7 protein-coding genes are annotated in these 19,457 nt (G+C 67.5%); 4 read left to right on the top strand and 3 right to left on the bottom strand.

Annotated elements, in window-relative coordinates:
- Nucleotides 1–280: 280 nt before the first annotated feature.
- Both ACIP5W_RS10660 and ACIP5W_RS10655 read right to left on the bottom strand, forming a co-directional pair.
- Nucleotides 281–823 carry a DUF4265 domain-containing protein gene (locus tag ACIP5W_RS10660; RefSeq protein WP_401469857.1) on the bottom strand — a complete coding sequence of 181 codons (543 nt, stop codon included), beginning with the start codon at nucleotides 821–823 and terminating at the stop codon, nucleotides 281–283.
- The gene (locus tag ACIP5W_RS10655) at nucleotides 795–6,902 is read right to left on the bottom strand and encodes an RHS repeat-associated core domain-containing protein (RefSeq protein ID WP_401469854.1); all 6,108 of its coding nucleotides are present in this window, start codon (nucleotides 6,900–6,902) and stop codon (nucleotides 795–797) included. The genes ACIP5W_RS10660 and ACIP5W_RS10655 overlap by 29 nt, the downstream gene beginning before the upstream one ends.
- A gap of 1,253 nt (nucleotides 6,903–8,155) precedes the next feature.
- Between ACIP5W_RS10655 and ACIP5W_RS10650 the strand changes: the two genes are divergently transcribed.
- Nucleotides 8,156–12,622 (top strand): FG-GAP-like repeat-containing protein, encoded by a 4,467-nt coding sequence (locus ACIP5W_RS10650; RefSeq protein ID WP_401469851.1) that lies wholly within the window; start codon nucleotides 8,156–8,158, stop codon nucleotides 12,620–12,622.
- Between the two features lie 114 nt (nucleotides 12,623–12,736).
- Here the strand turns inward: ACIP5W_RS10650 and ACIP5W_RS10645 are convergent, their stop codons facing one another.
- Complete coding sequence (locus ACIP5W_RS10645) at nucleotides 12,737–13,417, bottom strand: HNH endonuclease family protein (RefSeq protein ID WP_401469848.1); 681 nt, start codon at nucleotides 13,415–13,417, stop codon at nucleotides 12,737–12,739.
- 573 nt (nucleotides 13,418–13,990) lie between these two features.
- On the opposite strand from ACIP5W_RS10645, the gene ACIP5W_RS10640 reads away from it, so the two are divergent.
- Genes ACIP5W_RS10640 through ACIP5W_RS10630 form a run of 3 tightly spaced genes read left to right on the top strand, consistent with a single transcriptional unit; the run spans nucleotide 13,991 to nucleotide 19,421 of the window.
- Nucleotides 13,991–14,143 (top strand): hypothetical protein, encoded by a 153-nt coding sequence (locus ACIP5W_RS10640; RefSeq protein ID WP_401469845.1) that lies wholly within the window; start codon nucleotides 13,991–13,993, stop codon nucleotides 14,141–14,143.
- 2 nt (nucleotides 14,144–14,145) lie between these two features.
- The gene (locus ACIP5W_RS10635; RefSeq protein ID WP_401469842.1) at nucleotides 14,146–18,945 is read left to right on the top strand and encodes a putative T7SS-secreted protein; all 4,800 of its coding nucleotides are present in this window, start codon (nucleotides 14,146–14,148) and stop codon (nucleotides 18,943–18,945) included.
- Complete coding sequence (locus tag ACIP5W_RS10630) at nucleotides 18,933–19,421, top strand: hypothetical protein (RefSeq protein ID WP_401469840.1); 489 nt, start codon at nucleotides 18,933–18,935, stop codon at nucleotides 19,419–19,421. The genes ACIP5W_RS10635 and ACIP5W_RS10630 overlap by 13 nt, the downstream gene beginning before the upstream one ends.
- The last annotated feature ends 36 nt before the right edge of the window (nucleotides 19,422–19,457 follow it).

Genomic DNA, 19,457 nt, shown 5'->3' with positions numbered 1-19,457 from the left:
CAGATCTTCACTGGCACGCGGCACCTCACTGCAGGGACATCGACGAAACGCCACAGCCAGAGGCGATATTCAGGCACGGACTCGCCAGGTGTTCATGGGACTTCGACACTCACATGATCATTGAGACCGTGCCCGCACTGCGTCCGCCCCCGCCCTGAACCGGGATGTGCCCTCCAAGGACGGGCCAGCACGGCACTCCAGACGAAACGTGATCATGCAACGGCTCCTGCCCCAGAAGCCTCGCCGGAACGAAATTCGGCGAGGCTTCTCGCGAATCCAATTAATGGTCAGACTCTGGCAATCCGAGTCCATCGCGATGGGCCCTTGCAAGAGCGCCCTCTTCGATGCCGATTTTGCCTTCATCGGCAACACGAAGGAGAGCGGCTTTCATGGACGCATAATCAACGTGCGGCGGCACGTTGATTGCCCACAAGTACCCCGTCGTGTCGATCTCCCAGGAGCAATCAAAGCTGCGGAGCATGGTGTCAATCATGTCCCTTGCGTCGTCATCTTTGATGATGACGCGGACCGTCGAATTCCCGGCCTCCGACACGAACTCCTCGAACACGAACTCTCTGCGCTCGTGATCAGCTCTGACTCGCACAATGTCTCCGAAGGAGATTCCCTTCACGTAGAAGGGAGTGTTCCGAACCTGGACCTCCATCTGTACGGAGGTCTTCCCGGTCCAGAGTCGCTCCGAAGAGGCGCGAGCCCAATCGGCGGTCTCGTCAGGGAGATCGAAGGCTACCTTGTACAGCCTCTCCGACTTATCTGTCATCGCCGACTCGCCGCCGCTAGGGGGAGAGGAAGTCTCTGAGTTCATCGTCCCACTCGTCCATGGTTTTCGTGGATTTATCCCTATTGCATCGACGGCAGGCAACAGCACCGTTATGGTCGCCACCGTGTCCGCCATCGACCTTCGGCACTACGTGGTCGATCTGGGCGTCGTCGGGCCTTCCCTTGATGGCGTTCCCATTGGCATCTCGCGATGCGCGCCGTTCCACCGTCTGTCCGCAATAGTCACACTTATACTCGCCGTCATTCTTTGCGGCGTTAGCGTCGTAGACCTTCTGTCTCTCGGCGTCAGTGAAATCCAAACCGGCTCTGTTGCAGTTATGAACAAGAACCGGTGTGGCTCCCGCCAGCACATAATACGTGTGCAGGTCGTTGACTGTCAGGTTGTACATATCCCGGTCGCCCGGGCGAGCGCTCACGGATATGACGCGAACGTGTTGGTTCGTAGCGGTGTTGAGGGCGTGGCCAGCGGCGAGTTTTCCAGTGGGTACCCACTTGTGGAGGGTGTCGTCCCAGATCTTGTGCTTGGCCGTGGTGTGGATGGTGCTCAGTGTGCCGTCTGCTTGGCGGATGCGGAGGTCGACGAGATCGTAGTCGTGGTTGATCCATACCGCGGAGACAGCACGCAGCCCCTTGTGCTTACCGGTCTTGGGGTCTGCTGCTTCGACCTTGTCACCAGGCTTGATTTTCCCGATGGGCTTCGATTTGCCGTTGGCCAGCAACACAGGCGTAGTGGGTGTGAAACTTTTGCACGCACGCGCAGCGCCAACGTTACGCGTGACTAGTTCCACCAGTACGAAGGCGCCGATGCGGCCGGTGGCGTGGGCGCTGTCGCCTTGCTTGTACTCGGTGTAGATGCTGACGCCGGTGTCCCACATGCCTTCGATGGCGGGGATACCTTGTGTGGCGATGACGCCCGGTACGGTCAGGTTAGCGCAGCTTTGCCAGCCTTCCCCAAGAAGACAGTCACCGACTGTTCCGAGATTGCCGAGAGTTTGGTCGACAAGGCCGGTGCCCATTTCGGTGAGCTGGTCGCCGAGCCCGGAGAAGAAGCCGCCTAGTCCACTTGCGTGGTGTTTGGTGCTGCTCAAGTGGATGATGCGTTTTCCGCTTCCGCTTCCACTGTTCGCGGTTCCGCTTTTGGTGGCAACGGTGTTGGTGGGGGTGCTGCCCGAGCCGGCGCGGTCGCGCATTGCCGCGTCAACACTGGCCTTGTTACCTGGCGTGGAGTTGATGCAGGACGGGCAGTTGCGGGTGGGGCAGTCGGGGCCCGCGCACAGGCCGCTGGGATCGCTCTTGGTGATGGGGTTACCGGCGGCGTAGGTGTAGCCGGCGAGTTGTTGGTCGTCGGTGGCTTCGAAGAGGGGGTCGAGGCTGACGAAGCGGCCGAGGGTGGGGTCGTATTGGCGGGCGCCGAGTTGGGTGAGACCGGTGTTGGCGTTGTCGGGGGCGTTGAGGAAGCCGCGGTTGTCGATCCAGCTGGCTGTGGCGCCGCGGGGGCCGCCGTAGGGGGTGAACTGGCGCCATGTGGGGGTCTGGGCGGTGGAGTCGAGGTAGAGGTTGCTGGTGCCGTGGGGGTCGCTGATGCTGAATTTGTAGTTGGCGGCGGTGCCGGTTCGTACTGCGGTGCCGCCGCCGGGCAGGGGCAGGTAGCGGACGCCGGTGGTGGTGGTGCCGGTGAGGGTGAGCTGTTCGCCGGGCAGGTAGAGGGTGGTGCTGGTGGGGTCGGTCTGGAGCAGGACGTTGCCGTCGGCGTCGTAGATGTAGCTGGTGGTGCCGCTCTTGCCGCCGCTGACCTGGGTGAGCTGTCCGGCGTTGTTCCAGTTCAAGGTCTGGTTGCCGGAGGCGAGGGTGGTGCGGCCGGTGGTGTTGCCGCTCTTGTCGTAGGTGTAGCTGGTGGCTGCGGTGCTTGCGCCGCTGGCCTGAGTGGAGGCCAGGGCGTGGGGCTGGACGGTGTCGTTGCCGTTGTAGTCGTAGGCGTAGCTGGTGGTGGTGTCGCTGCCGCCGCTGGTGGAGTGCTCGACCTGCTGCTGGCGCTGCCCGAGGGCGTCGAAGTCCCAGCTGGTCCAGTAGGCGGTGCCGCCGGCGAGCAGGTCGCCGACCTGCGCGTGGGAGCTTGAGGTGGGGGCGGCGTTGCAGTCGTCGGTGGCGGTCCACGCCTGGGTAAGCCGGACAAGCTCGTCGTACTGGTAGCACTGGGTCTCGGAGGCGGCTGTGGCGCCCAGACGGGTGGATACCTGCTTGACGGTGTTGCCTGCGAGGTCGCGGGTGTAGTTCTGCTCGTCGACCTTTGCCGGTGCGATGGAGCGGGTCACCAGCTGGTCGGTGAGTGCTCCGGTGTGCGGATCGTAGGTGTTGGTCAGGTAGGCCAGGTTTGTTCCCATGCCCAGGGTTTCCTGCAGTACCTGGCCGTAGGCGCTGTAGGTGGTGCCCTTTTCGTAGCCGTAGGAGGGGGTGCCCAGCCCGCTGGGCAGGTCCAGGGCGGTGGCGTAGCCGTGGCTGACGATCTCGTTGGGCAGGCCCCCGCCGAGGGGGTAGTTGTCCGTATAGAGCAGGCCGGTGTCGGCGCTGTAGGTATGGCGGAAGGTGTAGGTCTTGCCGCCGAGCGCGCCGTGCACGGCCGGGATGGTGACGGACTGGCCGAGTGATTTACCGAAGGCGTTGAAGGCCAGTTGCTGGGTGGTGTAGGCGCTGCCGGCGTTGTAAGAGGTCGTGGTGGTGGTCTGGCCGATCGGATTGGTGACGCCGGAGACGGCGTTGTCGTTGTCGTAGGTCCAGGCGGCCATCTGGTTACCGCTCGCACCCGGAGCCTGAGCGGCGACTGTGGAGGCGTACTTGCCGGTCTGCCGGTTCAGAACGTCATACGTGTAGGAGACGCTCTTGCCGCGGGCGTCGGTGGTCTGCGTGAGGTTTCCGGCCGTGTCGTAGACCATGCTGGTGGTGCCGGCGTCCGGGTCGGTCTTGGACGTTGCACGGCCGAGCAGGTCGTAGACGGTGGTCCAGGTGCTGCCCTTGGTGGTGACGGTGTTCTGCTTGCCGTGCCCGTCGTAGCCGTAGGTGATCGCGTTGAAGGTGCCGCCGCTGACGGAGAACAGGCCGGTGAAGGTGTTGAGGGGAATGGTCAGCGTCGGCCGGACACTGTAGGAGTCGACCTCGCTGGTGCGGCCCAAGGCGTCGGTGCGGGTGGTCTGGACCGTGCCGCCGGTCGGCGGGATGACGGTGGTGGCATCTCCGCTGTAGACGGTGGTGGTCTTCTGCTTGAGCACCGAGTACTGCTGGGAGTCGGCGACGACTGTGCGGCCCAGACCGTCCAGGGTGTAGCGGTCCTGGCTGGGGATCTGGGAGTCCTGCACCGAGGCCGGCGTCAGGGCAGGGAGGGTGTTGGCGTCCCAGTAGGCGTTGTTCTTCTTCCACACCCAGCCGTGTGAGTCGTAGAACGACTCGGTGATCAGACGTCCGCCCTGTGGGGTCGGTGCCTGGCTCTGCCGTGACCGGCCGAGCGAGTCGACGAGGGTGTAGGAGGTGACGTAGCCCAGGGAGTCGTTCAGGTTCTGGGTGGTGATGCCGGACTGGCCGGTCTGGGAAACCGTGTAGGTGTACTTGATGTCGGCAGGGGCAGTGGTGGGCCGGCTGTGCTGCCACACATCCGTGGTGCGCCCGAGCGCGTCATAGTGGACGGTGGCGGCTATCCCGTTGGCGTCGGTGGAAACCAGGGTGAGACCGCGGGTGGGGTCCGTGACGGTGCTGGTGGTCTGGTTCTTGGCATTGGTGACCGTCGTGCCGGTGGTCAGGCCGACACTGTCCACGGTGTAACCGGTCGTGGTCTTGTTGCCGCCTGCGTCATAGCCGTCCTTGGGACGGCCGTAGGAGTCGTAGGTGGCGCGGGTCTGGGTCTGCCAGGTGAACGCACCGCCGCTGTAGCCCGAGGCGTGCCGGGTCATGGTGATCTCGCCCTTGGTGGGCGCGGCCGTCTGCGGGAAGGCGGTGGCGAAGCTGGTGTCGTCGTAGTACGTCCTCGTCGCGGAGATCACCTGGTCCGGGCGGGAGACGCTGGTGGGCGCGGTGAGGGTGTTGAAGGCCTTCGGAACCGTGGCCGGGGTGTTCTGGCTGAAGCCGGCGCAGGCGACCGAGTCGGTCTCCTTGGAAGCCGCAAGCCCGACCAGGTTGGTGGCGCTGTTGGCCTTGGCGTAGGTGATCGCGGTGCACTGGTCGTACGCGGCGTTGGCGGGCACCGTGTGGGTGTAGGTGTAGGTCAGCAGCCCGAAGTTGTCGTTCGTGGGGGAGGCGTCGTAGGTGTTGTCGGTCTGCGTGACGCGCCAGCTCGTGGTGCTGCCGCTGGTGACGGCCTGGCGGTTCCAGGTTTCGGCGACGTTGGTGGCATGAGCGGTCAGGGCCGGCAGGCCCGGGCGGGCACGGCTGGCCGTGGCGGCGGAGATCCAGTACGAGGTGACGGTGGAGTGGTCCACGCTGCCGCCGACACCGGTGTAGCTGGTGGTCTCCAGTGCGTTGCCTGCCAGCTGGTCGCTGTCGGGGTGCACCCCGCCCTGGGAGTCGGTCACGTTCACCGAGCGGCGGTTGGAGGAGGACAGCCAGTCGTCGTCCATGCCGCGGTAGTAGGAGGTGACCGTCTTGGTCTGGGGGTCGTTGGCACCGTCACCGGTGCGGGTCTCCACGCTGGCGTAGCCACGGAACTGGCCCCAGGAGCGGTATTTGGCCTTGACGAGCTCGTTGTCGTCGTGATGCCAGGCGGCGCCACCGTTGTAGGTGTAGTTCGTCTGCTTGGCCACCGCGCCGCCGGTGCTGTCGGTCTCCAGGACCTGGGTGACCGCATACTTCTCGAACCAGTCGGTGATCGGGTTGAGGTAGTCCTTGGGCGTCCAGGACACCGGGTAGCAGGACTTCGTGTTCGTTTTGGGATCCGCCGACGCCACATAGGTGGCGGTGCAGGCATCCGGCAGGTCGTAGCTGATGGAGGTCAGTCCGCCCATCTCGCTGGTGATGCCGGAGATGCGGTAGCGGTACAGACCGGGGAAATTGGCGGTGTCGACCCGGTTCTTCAGACCCACGCCGGCGAACTTGACGTCCGGCAGCGCGATCGGGGAAGTGGAGCCGCCGGCCGTGGTGACATCACCCTCATGGGTGATCGAGGCCAGCCACAGAGTGGGGGAGGTGCCGTCCCCGGTGGCCGGCTCGCTCTGGTGCAGGGTGTAGGTGTCGATCGCCTGGTACTTGGCGGCCGTCACGCTGTACTGCTGCACCTTGATCGAGGCCAGACGGACGGTGGAGAAGAACGACGGTGAGTGCGCGGCGCAGGTCGCCCCCGATGCGCACACCAGGTCGTAGGGCACATCCGGGTACTGGCTGGCGGCGTTGCTCGCCGACAGCGTGTCGCACGAGGCAAGGGTGCAGCGAGGAGCGGTGGTGAAGACGACCTGGTCGGGCACGATGCCGTAGGCGCCGCCGTCGCGGAAGCCGTAGTCGATGCGGGCCAGGTAGGAATCACGGACGTAGGAGACGTTGCGGGCGCCGTTTTCCTCGCCGTAGTAGTTGGTGTTCTGGGCGTAGTAGTACGCCATGGCGTCGGCGTGCGCATCCACGACGTAGTCCAGGTGCCACTTGTACGCCATGGTGCACACCGAGGCGCTGAACCCGGAGGAGTCGTAGCAGGGGTCGCCGGAGTGCGCGGAGTACACCGGGACGCTGTCCACCGACTTGGTGGTCGCCTTGCCGGAAGCCCAGCCGGGCAGCTGGTTGCGGCCGAAGTAGTACTGGGTGCCGTCTCGTTCGGTGACAAGCCAGTAGTCGGTGTTGTAGGTGCCTGAGCCGTTGTTCGAGTTGGTGATGTGCTTGACGGTCGCACCGTTGTCGGCAGCCAGCTTCCACGTCCCGTTGGTGTCGTCCTTCACCAAAGAGGTGGACGAGCCGTTCAGGGACATGGTCAGGATGGGTCCGTCATAGCAGCGGTCCCCGCTGGACACCGGCGAGGCGCTGCCTCCCGGATTCTCCGAGCAGGAGGTGAAGTTCTGCTCGATGTAGGAATCCGGCGTAGCCCAGCCGTCACCCACCCAGGAGGCCTGGGCCTGGGTGGAGGAAGTCTGTCCGTCCACCGAGCCCGAATCGTAGGCCAGGCCCACCGACGGCTTGAGCGAACCCGACGACGGGGCAGGGGCGATGGGGTAGCTGTAGGTGAACGCCCCCGACGAGCTGCCGCCCGTCCATGAGCCGGACGGCGCCAGCGCGGTAGCGTCGTAGCTGCCGGCCGCACCTGTTGCTGTCGAGGTGGCGGCGGTAGCTGCCAGCACCATCGTCTCGGTACTGCCGGCTGCATCGGCCGCGGCCGGGCTGGCGGCCGATGCCGGTGTGACCTTGGCCTGGCCGGATGCTGAGGCGCGGGACGGGGAGGCCTGCGGCAGGGAACCCTTGAGGGCCAGGGTGGTCGCCAGTTCCTCGGTTGCAGGGTCCTGGTCGGTGGCGAGGGGGGTCTGGGTGCGGCAGGCGGCCTTTTGCGGAGTGGTCAATGCGCAGGCCGGGAGCTTGACCAGGTGCAGGCGGTCGGCATAGTTGCCGCCGTACGCCTGGGCGAAGGCACCGTAATCCAGGCCCAGTTCGACCTTCCCCGAGCCGCCGACCGCGGGCTGGACCGTAAGAACGACACCGGCCACACCGAGTTCACGGGCGTCTTGTTGCGGCAGCACGCGCACCGAGACGCTGCTCGGCCCCTGGTAGGAACCCTTGGCAGGATCCAGCGCACGGGCCCACACGGGGGTACCGGCGGCGGAGGCCTTGGCACCCTGCTTCGCACCAGTCTGAGGTGCTGTCAGCTTGGCGGTACCGGACGCCGCGGCGGGCCAGTGAGCCTCGGCTGGGCGGAAGGCCCGCTTCGTCTGGTCCTTGACCGTCAGCTTGCGCGGGGCGAGGGTCTTGACCCCCTTCACGGACGGGGTCTGCTGCACCGCCGGCGGCCCGGCAAGATCCTGGGACTGCGCGGCAGCGGGCACGGCAGTGGGCACGGCCAGGGCCAGAGCCACCACGACGCCGACGGTCCTTCGCCGAGCGCCGATCCGGCGCATGTTCTGGCTCAGCCACCCGGTCCTGGACATGATCGATTCCCCCAACTTGCCCTGTATGCAGGCATGACGGTGCCTGCGGCTTGATCAAGTCGCAGCTGCGCGGGCGACTATCGCAGAACATGCGAGCTGCGGGACAGTGATCAATTCCGACAACTCTCCACAACTAGAAGCCAAAACTTCACAAAGTTTCACTCTCGACTCGGACATGTTCGGTCATCCACGCATCAATCAGGTCTGCCACAGAACGCGAAAAACCTGTCCACTGGACCGCCGATCCACATGATCGGTTCTTGTCAGACCAGACCTGGGGGTACCCGACGGTGAGACCGACCCTGCGCAGCAGGATGCTGAGCACAGCGCTGGCTGCCGCGCTCAGTGCGCTGTCCCTCTCCGGAGCGGTGACGGCCGCCCACGCAGATCCCCTCCCCGACACTTCATCACCGCAACTGCCGCTGGACGAAGCCCGGGCCTCCTCCCAGGCACAAGCCACCGGCAAGACAGTGCCTGTAGATGCGGCGACGACACCGACAGTGTCGGAAGTGGCCAATCCGGACGGCACGTTCACCCTGACCCAGGCGGTCGCACCGGTACGCAAGTACGCATCCGGCTCCTGGAAGGAGCTGGACGCCACACTCATCCGACGCTCCGACGGCACCGTCACCCCGACCCTCACCACCGCCGGCCTGACCCTTTCCGGAGGCGGGGACGGTCCGCTGGCAGTGATGAAGGACCGGGGCCGGTCCCTGTCCTTGGCAGTGCCAGCCTCGATCGGCACACTGCCCAGCCCGACCCTGGACGGATCCAGCGCCACCTACCCCAACGTCCTCGACGGGGTGGACCTGAAGGTCACCGCCGACAACCAGGGCGGCTTCTCCGAGGTCCTCGTCGTCAAGAACGCCGACGCAGCCGCCAACCCGGCCCTGGACACACTGGCCTTCCCCACCGAGACGAAAAACGTCACGCTGGCCACCGACACAGCGGGCAACATCACCGCCAAGGACACCGCAGACCACACCGTCTTCTCCGCCCCGGCCCCACTGATGTGGGACTCCGCCACCACAGAAACAGCCACCCCGAGTGCACTGTCCGCGGGCAAAACTTCAGTCGCCGACACCACCGAAACAGCCGCTGACACCAGCGAGGCAGCGACCTCGGACACCGACGAGCCAGGCCCAGGCGCCCACATCGCACCGGTCGCCGCCACCTACGTTTCGGGCGACATCCGCCTGACCCCGGACGCCGACCTGTTGTCCGCACCCTCCACCGTGTACCCGGTGTACATCGACCCGACATACAGCGCCGCCGGCGGCACCCTGACCAGCTGGACCTGGGTGAACTCCGCCTACCCCAGCACCAGCTACTGGAAGGACAGCAGCGCCACCGGCCTGCACGTCGGCTACCAGGGCTGGGAAACCCCGTACCACCGGTCGCGCACATACACGAAACTCGCGGTGGACAGCCGGATCTTCGGCGCCACCATCATCGACTCGCACTACTACGCCACCGAGACCTACGCCCCCTCGTGCACCGCGACGGCGGTGGAACTGTGGCAGACCGACTCCATCGACTCCGCAACCACCTGGAACAACCGGCCCAGTCAGAAATCGCAGTGGGGTACCAAGACCGTCGCCTACGGCTATTCCCCCTCCTGCCCTGCCAAGTCGCTCGGCTTCGACGTCACCTCACACATGCAAACCATCGCCAACGAAGGGAACTTGAGCAACATCACGCTGGGCCTGCAGGCCGGCGACGAGTACGACAAGTACGGGTGGAAGAAGTTCGACCACGCCACCATCTCCATGTCCACCACGTACGATCACCGGCCCAACAAGCCCTCGACACTGGTCACTTCACCCGCCACCACCTGCACCACCACCATCAAGACCACCGGTGACGGTGACGTCACGTTCTATGCGAAAGTCTCCGACCCCGACGGTGGCACCCTGTCCAACACCTTCAACATCACCAAGACGTCCGGCGGCGCACAGATCGCCAAGGCCACCGTTTCCGCCGCATCCGGCAAGAACGCCGCCTACACGGTGAAGAAATCGGTGCTGGAAGCCGCGGCCGGCGGCTCCGTCCTCGGCGTGTCATGGAACGTGACCTCCTCCGACGGCACCTATTCCTCTGCTGCCTCGGCCACCTGCAAGTTCCTGTTCGATCCCAGCCGACCCGGCGCCCCGGGCATCGCCGATACCTCAGGAGCCGACTGCGGCGACGACGCCAGCCCAGTCACCTACCAGGTCGGCACCTCAGCCGGCTTCACCCTCGCCCCGAATGCCTCCAGCGGGAGCACCGCCAGCTACCTCTACCAGCTCAACGGCGCCACCCCCATCTCCCTGACCAGCACCGGGTCCAGCACATCCATCAGTGTCACCCCCACCCGCGGCACGAACGTGCTGACCGTCACCGCCGTCTCGGCCGGCGGCAACATCGGCGACACCGCAAACTGCATCCTCACCGCCACCCCCGCGACCACCGCCGACGACGGCGACCTGACCGGCGACGACATTCCCGACCTGACCGCCGTGGGCGCCCAAGCAGGCCTGTCCGCAGGGCTCTGGCTGGCCCACGGCACCGCCGACGGACAGCTCACCACCAGCGCCACCGACCTGGGCGCACAGGGCACCGGAGTCAACTCGGCCGGCTCCCCAGCAGACTGGACAGGCACCCAGGCCATCACCGGGCACTTCCAGTCCGGCGCCGGATTCAACGACATCCTGGACTACAACCCCACCACCGGCCGCGGCACCGTGCTCTACGGCAGTGGCGACGGCTCGACCCTCCTGCCCAACAGCGGCGACCAGGTCAACGTCAACTCCACCGCCTTCACCAACGGCACCGGCAGCAAAGCCACCAGCATCGCCAGCGGCGGCAACCTCTACCACACCCTCAACGGCGAGCCCGCCACCGGCTACCCCGACCTCCTCATGATCGTGGGCGGCCAGCTGTGGGACGAGCCCGGCGTCAGCTTCCCCGGCACCTTCGTCGGCGTCGACAACGCGGTATGGCTGACCGGCACCAACCCCACCGGCACCGGCGACTGGACCGGCTGGACCCTCACCTCCAGCCTCACCGACGGACTGCCCGCCCTGTTCGCCCGCAACACCAGCACCGGCGCGCTGTACTACTACACCCCCCAACAGCTCCAGGACCTCGCCTACGGCACCATCGTCACCCCGCTCCAGGTAGCCAGCAGCGGCTACAGCTCCGCAACGCTGCCGATCCTGCAAGCCGCCGACCTCAACGCCGACGGCACCCCGGACATACGCACCGTATCCACCAGCGGCGCCAGCACCGCGCGGATCCTCAACCCGGCAACCGGGACCCTGACCACGCAGACGGCACAGACCCTGATCGCCCCCGGCCACGCCTGGCCCCTCAACGACGGCACCGAGGGCAACGCAACCAGCGCCACCGACACCTCCGCCGGACTGAACCTCACCGGCAGCGGCACCGGCGCCACCTGGGACACCGACGACAACATCTCCTTCTCCTCCAACCTCGCCCTGGACGGCACCACCACCAGCACCATGACCTCGAGCGCGGCACTCTCGACGTCCAGCGCATTCACCCTGTCGGTCTGGGCCAAGCCCTCCGCCGTCGGCGGCGTCATCGCCTCCCAGGACGGCGTGCACAACTCCGGCTTCCTGCTCTACCCCCAGTCCAACCGGGAATGGTCCTTCTGCCTGGCCACCTCGGACACCACCCGCGGCTACGACTGCATCGCCGGCGGCAGCGCCATCATCGGCCAGTGGACCCACCTCACCATCACCTACGACCCGACCAGCAAAGCCATGACCCTGTACGCGGACGACCGGCCCATCGCCCGCGGCTCCCACACCGCCGTCTCCGGCTTCACCGGAAAATTCACCCTCGGCAACGACCTGATCAACGACGTACGCAGCGCCTACTTCCGCGGCAACCTCGCCGACGTACAGATCTGGAACGGAGCCGCACTCACCGCCGTCCAGGTCGGCACCATGGCCAACATCACCCTCCCCAAAGCCCCGTACAGCTTCGCCGACGTCACCGACGCCACCGGCGACGGCAACGTCGACCTAGTCGCCGCAGACGCCACCGGCAGCCTGTGGCTCTACCCCGGCAACGGCAACGGCGGCTGGTCCAGCGCCGCCCTGTACATCGGCTCAGGCCTGTCCACCCACACCTTCGCCGGCATCGGCGACTTCAACCGCGACGGCTACGCCGACACCGTCGCCATGGCCCCCGGCGGCACCCTTCGCCTGTTCCCCGGCGACATCGGACACGACCTGCTCACCCCGGTCGCCAACTTCCCCAGCGGCTGGAACGGCTACGCCTTCGCCGGAGTCGCCGACTTCAACCGCGACGGTAAAACCGACCTGATCGGCCGCCACTCCGACGGCACCCTCAACCTGTTCCCCGGCACCGGCACCGGTGCCAGCTTCGGAACCCCAGTACAGATCGGAACCGGCTGGAACCCCTACACCTTCGCCGGCATCGGCGACCTCAACAGCGACGGCAACCCCGATGTCATCGTCCGCGACGACGCCACCGGCATCCTGTGGCTCTACCCCGGCAACGGCAGTAACGGCTTCGGCGCCCGCAGTCAGATCGGAACCGGCTGGAACCCGTACACCTTCGCCGGCATCGGCGACCTCAACAGCGACGGCAACCCCGACGTCATCGTCCGCGACGACACCACCCGCATCCTGTGGCTCTATCCCCGTAGTGCCACCGCCTTCAGCACCCGCCAGCAGATCGGCGCCGGCTGGTAAATAAGCTCAGCAGCCTCTCGGGGCCGTCGAGACCCTGCATGACAGGGTCTCGACGGCACGGGTCTTCCCCTGCTGCGGCTCCGCACAGCTCCACGAGAACGCCCACCAGAGCCCTCAGCTCCCTGCGTCCCTCTCGGGTGCGTACGTGACGGTGGTGTCGCCGCAGCCGTCGGCGAGTTCGGTGAGCCGGTCGCGTTCGCTCTGGTCGGTGGTGAGGCTCCAGCGCAGTTTCGTTGCGGTCCATTCGGCCACGTACCGGCACACCGCGTCCGGGGCCGGGGGCAGCCATTCGGCGGGGTCCTGGTCGCTTTTGCTGCGGTTGGAGCGGGCGGTGACGGCGACGAGGCTGCTCTGCTGGCCGAGGTCGTTGGCGTAGGCCTCGCGCCGGGCGGCGCTCCAGGCGGAGGCGCCGGAGTCCCAGGCCTCGGCGAGGGGCACCATGTGGTCGATGTCGAGACTGGAGGTGTCGGTGACGGTGACCTTGTCGTAGTAGGAGAGCCAGCTGCCGCCGGTCAGGGTGCAGCGGGCGCCGACGGCGGGTGCGGTGACGGCTTCGGCGAGGAGGACCTCGCCGCGGGTGGTGCAGCCGTCGGTCGGGTCGGCGCCGGCGTTCCAGTGGCGGAAGGCGTCACGGGTGTAGCCGTCGCGGGATTCACCGGCGAGAGGGAGGGCGACGACGGCGTCGGTGAGCGGCAGCACGACGGGCTCGGCGGCCACCGCGGGTGCGGGGCCCGCGGCGAGCGGCGCCAGGGCGAGACAGGAGGCGGCGAAAACGCGCGCGAGGGTCTTGGTCACAGAACGTGGATAGCGGGCGGCACAGGAGGCGTGGGGCGGGTTCGGCCCGCGGATCATCCGCGAGGGTGACCGCGTTCACCCGAGCACCACTTCGTTTCCTGGAGCGCCCTTTCTCCCGCTGATGCGGCCACGGCCGCTTCCCTTCGGCCGGGGAGCGGGCCCTGGCCGCAGCCGCTACTGGTGGTGGCTCAGATCTCAGATCGTATGGCGCAGCTACCACAAGAGGAGGCCGATGGCGCCGGCGCCCGAGCTGTAAGCGGCGCCGCGCAGGGCGCTGAAGATGAGGGTGTTACGGCGGCGATTCAGGCATGTGCCCGGCCGAAGTGGCAGGGATCCTGCGCGGTGGGACGGTGGGACGGTGGGACGGTGGGACGGTGGGACGGTGGGGTGGGCGGGTGCGGACGTGCCCTGGACGAGGACATGCAACGGCTGGTGCTCTTGGTGCCGGTCGCCGGTCGCCGGCCGAAAGCCTGTGACCGGTGCGTTCGGGCGGGGTGCGGTGGATCTGAGGGTTCACCGACGAGAGGGCGCTGACCCGGTTCGCTCTGCGGCACGGGCCCTGGAGCAGCTTGTGTGGAATACGTAATGCTGCTGGGTGCCTGTCTTGTTGATGAGATCGTGTTCTCCGACGGCCAGTGGAACCGGGCGCTGGACGACACCTTCGGCCCGTCGCCGGAGGAACGCGCCCGGCAGGAACAGCAGCAGGGTGAGGTCGGGGGGAACTGACCATGGGTATCGGCGACTTCATCAGCGACATCACGCCCGACTCGGTCGAGGACGTGGTCGAGGACGGCGTCGAGTGGGTGGGCAACCGGGTCGAGGACGCGGGCAACTGGACCGCCGACCGGCTGGACGACGTCGGCTGGGAGTCCGGCGCGGACTGGGTGCGCGAGCAGTCCCGTTCGGTGGCCAACCGGCTGGGCGCCGAGGTCGACGAGATGGACCTCGGGCAGACCGAGGACAAGACCAAGCTGGTCTACGGCAGCCCTGACACGTTGCGCTCCACCGCCGAGAAGCTGTACGCCTTCCAGAAGGCCTTCGACGAAGCCGGTGAGGGATTGAGGGGCCTGGATTCCTCCCGGCTCAAGGGTGAGACGGCCGAGGCGCTGCGGACCGCGGTGAGCACCCAGCCGCCCAAGTGGTACGGCGCCGCCGACGCGGTCGAGAAGGCGGCCGCCGCGCTGGAGGCGTTCGCCAACACCGTGGTGTGGGCTCAGAATCAGGCGCAGACGGCGATCGACATGTGGAAGGAGGGCGTCAAGGCCTCCGAGGACGCCGCCGACGCCCACCGCAAGAAGGTCGACGACTACAACAGTGCCGTCGACCGCCTCAACGCCCAGCCGGCGGACAAGCGCGACCCGGCCTCGCTGCCGCCCAAGCCCGCGGCGACGTTCGACGACCCCGGCAAGAAGCTGATGAAGGAGGCCCAGGACATCCTCGCCGAGGCCCGCGCGCAGCGGAACTCGGCGGCGGAGACCGCCCGTGCGGCGGTGCGCGCCGCCCGCGACATGGCCCCGAAGAAGCCGTCGTACGCCGAGCAGCTGGGCGACGGGCTGCAGGAACTGCAGATCATGGGCGACCACGTCGGCGGCGGCATCATCAAGGGCACGGCCGGGCTGCTCAACTTCGTGCGCAGCGTGAACCCGTTGGACCCGTACAACATCACGCACCCGGCCGAGTACGCCACGTCCCTGAACAGTCTGGCCGCGGGTCTGGTGGTCGCCGCCAACGATCCCGTCGGCACCGGCAAGCAGATGATCGGGGACTTCATGAAGGACCCGGCCGAGGGCTTCGGCCGGCTCATCCCGGACCTGGCGCTGACCGCGGCCACCGGTGGCGGCGGCGCCGCGGTGAAGGGCATCCGCGTCGCCGAGGACGCCGCCGACGCCGCACGGCTGCGCCGGCTGGTCGACGGCGCCCCTGACGGCACCCACAACCGTCCCGACGCCACTCGTACCGTTGCCGGTACCGATCCCGTCGACCTCGCCTCGGGCCGGATGTTCCTGCCGCAGATCGATTTCGCGCTGCCCGGCATCCTGCCGCTGGTGTTCACCCGCCGCACCGAGTCCGGCTGCACGGCCGGCCGCTTCCTGGGACCCGCCTGGACGTCCACCGTCGACGAGCGCCTCCAGGTCGACGCCGTCGGCGTCCTGCACGTCACCGCCGACGGACTCCTGATCACCTACCCCCATCCGGCGCCCGGCGCGCCCACCACACCGGAGTCGGGCACCTTCCGCACCCTGCTGGCCCGCGACGCGGACGGCGACTACACGCTCAGTGACCCCGACAGCGGCCTGGTCCGCCGCTTCACGGCCGCGCCCGGCACCGAACCGGGAGGCGATGGCACCGCCTGGCTGGAGCGGACCGAGGATCTTCACGGCAACTGGTGGGCCATCGAACGGGGCGAGGACGGCCTGCCGCTGGCCCTGGTCCACTCGGCGGGCCACCGGGTGCGGCTGACCACCGCCGACGGCCTGGTCACCGCCCTGTCCCTGGCCGGCGCGGGCGAGGACGGCGCGGACCTGCCCCTGATGTCGTACGGCTACCAGGACGGCGACCTCACCGCCGTCACCAAGCCGTCGGGCGCGACGACCACCTTCCTCTACGACGACCGCCACCGCGTCATCGCCTGGGTCGACTCAGGCGGCAGCCGCTACGACTACCTCTACGACGACCACGACCGCGTCGTGGCCGAGGGCGGCGAGGCCGGCCACGTCCAGATCACCCTGGCCTACACCGAACCCGACCCCGAGACGGGCCACCGCACCACCACCCTCACCACGGCCGACGGCCACGCGACCCGCCACCTCGTCGACCGGCACTCCCGGGTGATCGCCACCACGGACCCGCTCGGCCACACGACCCGGTTCCGCCACGACGCCCGCGGCAACCTGCTGACCCGGACGGACCCGCTGGGGCGGACCACCGAGTACTCCTACGACGAGGAGGGCCAGCTCGTCACGCTCACCCGGCCCGACGGCAGCGAACTGCGTGCCGTGCGGGGCTCGCTCGGACTGCCCACACAGTTCCACGGCCCGGACGGCACTCGCTGGCTCCAGGAGTTCGACGAACGCGGAAACCGCACTGCCGTCACCGATCCGGCAGGCTCCACCACCCGCTACACCTACGACGACCGGGGCAGGCTCACCACTGTCACCGACGCCCTCGGCGCCACCACCACCGTGCGCTGTGACGCCGCCGGCCTGCCGGTGGAAGTGACCGACCCGGCCGGCGGCACCACCCGGATGGAACGCGACGCTCTGGGCCGCACGGTCCGCATCACCGACCCGGTGGGCGGCATCACCTGCCTCCAATGGGACGCGGACGGCAATCTCGTCCGCCGGACCGCCCCGGACGGTTCCACCCAGTCGTGGACCTACGACGGCGAAGGCAACTGCCTCACCCACACCGACCCGGCCGGCGGCGTCTCCCGCTTCGAGTACACCCACTTCGACCTGCCGGCCGCCCGCACCCGGCCCGACGGCACCGGCTACACATTCGAGCACGACACCCACCTACGGCTCACCCAGGTCACCGCCCCCCAGGGGCTTACCTGGTCATACGAGTACGACCAGGCCGGCCGGCTCATCTCCGAGACCGACTTCGACGGCCGCACCCTTACCTACAGCTACGACGCCGCCGGACAGCTCACCGGCCGGACCGACGCACTCGGCCATGTCACCTCCTACGCCTACAACCAACTCGGCCAGACAGTGCGCAAGGACGCCGCGGGCAAGGTCACCACCTATACCTACGACCGGGCCGGACGCCTGCTGCAGGCAGTCGGACCGGACAGCGAGGTCGCCTACCTCTACGACCGGCGGGGCAGGATCAAAACCGAACTCGTCGACGGCCGCGCCATGAACTACGCCTACGACGTCCTGAGCCGTCGAGTCCGCCGTACCACCCCCACCGGCGCAGTCACCGAATACGGCTACGACACCGTCGGCCGCCCCACCCGGATGAGCGTCGACGGCCGCGAGGTCGCCTTCACCCATGACGCGGCCGGCCGCGAACTCGAGCGCGTCTTCGGCGGCGCACTCACCCTGGCCTCCGCCTGGGACGAGGCCGGACGACTCTCCGCCCAACACCTGACGGTCAACGACCGCTCCCTCAACCACCGCCGCTACTCCTACCGCACCGACGGCCACCTCGCCTCCCTGACCGACGACCTGTCAGGCTCGCGCACCTTCGACCTCGACACAGCCGGCCGGGTCACCGCCGTCCACGCCCAGGACTGGACCGAGCACTACGCCTACGACACCGCCGGCAACCAGACCTCCGCGTCCTGGCCCGCCTCCCACCCCGGCCACGAGGCCACCGGAGCGCGCACCTACACCGGCACCGCCCTCACCCGCGCCGGTACCGTCCGCTTCGAGTACGACGCCCTCGGCCGGGTCGTCCTGCGCCAGAAGACCCGCCTCTCCCGCAAGCCGGACACCTGGCGCTACACCTGGGACACGGAGAACCGCCTCACCTCCGTCACCACCCCCGACGGGACCCGGTGGAGGTACCGCTACGACCCGCTCGGCCGCCGCACCGCGAAACAGCGTCTGGCGGCCGACGGCGAGACCGTTGCCGAGGAGATCCGTTTCACCTGGGACGGCACCACCTTGTGCGAACAGACGGTCCACACGCCGGACCTGCCGCACGTGGTCGCCTTCACCTGGGACCACCGCGGCCTGGCTCCGCTGTCCCAGACAGAACGCCTCCTCACCCCGGACGACCGCCAGGAAGAGATCGACCGGCGATTCTTCGCCATCGCCACCGACCTCATCGGCACGCCCACCGAACTCATCGACGAATCAGGTCACATCGCCTGGCGCGCCAGGAGCACCCTGTGGGGGACCACCGCCTGGACCCGCTCCAGTACCGCCTACACCCCCCTGCGCTTCCCCGGCCAGTACTACGACCCCGAGACCGGCCTCCACTACAACCTCTTCCGCCACTACGACCCCGAAACCGGCCGCTACACCTCACCAGACCCCCTCGGTCTGGGACCTGCACCGAACCCGGTCACCTACGTACACAACCCGTTCACGATCTGTGATCCGCTCGGCCTGTCGCCCTACTCGCGGTTCAAAGGACTGGGCTGGCTGACCGAGAAGCAACTCCAACGTCCCTCGTTTCGATACCAGCAACTCGTCACCGACCAGAGCTACGAGCAACAGTGGATCCTGCCGGACGGCCGGGAAGTCCACATCGACGGCGGCCCACGAGACGGCTGGGTCACCGAAGCCAAGTGGACCGGTGGCGACAAATACGGCGAATGGGAAAAATCCCCGTACAACCCCGATTCTGACTTCTACGACGAGAACCGGCTCACCACCCAGACCGAGAAGCTGCTCGCCCTCAACGAAGACCTCAAGGGCAAGGGAGTCCGCTATATGGTGTCCAACGAATGGGGCGCCGCGCACGTGAACGAGGTGCTGTCCAAGGCCTTCCCCGAGGCCTACGCCAGCGGACAGCTCAAGGCCTATCACGTGCCCGGCAACGGCATGAGTGGAATGAGTTCATGGCTGCAGTGACCGCAATGCTTCAAGAACTCCGCGACCTGGTCCCGCTGACCATCGAGGGCGCGGCGGAAAAGTTCGCAGCTCAGGACTGGACGCCCGGCGGCAAGCCCCGCGACGGCGTGGAGACGTCCTGGCGCAAAGACGGCATCCGGGGATGGACCCAGAAGTTCCGCAGCGGAGCCGTCCGCGCCTCATTCGCCGTCTGGATCCGCGACGTCGACGAGTCCGGCTACTTCGACGACCTGGACGCCGTCTACGAACAGGGCGAGCAGGAACTTGCCGCTTTCCTCCCCGAGATCGAAAACTCCCTGCTCGCCGGCCACCTCGCCCAGACCGACCTGACGGATGAGGACAAAGACGAGTTCATCGCGGCCCGCAAGTGGATCCTTGACGGACGGACCCTGACCGTCGGTGTCGTACAGCAGGACACCGACCTCCCCGTGATGGTCGTGGCCGTCCTGGAAGAACCCGCGCCTGCTTCAGCGTGATCCTGCTTTCCCAACAGCCCGAGGTGCCGGTACGGC

Source organism: Streptomyces sp. NPDC088766 (genome assembly GCF_044750845.1).
Taxonomy (GTDB): domain Bacteria; phylum Actinomycetota; class Actinomycetes; order Streptomycetales; family Streptomycetaceae; genus Streptomyces.
Note: the sequence above shows the minus strand (reverse complement) of the source record. Positions and strands in the feature narration are given on the sequence as shown.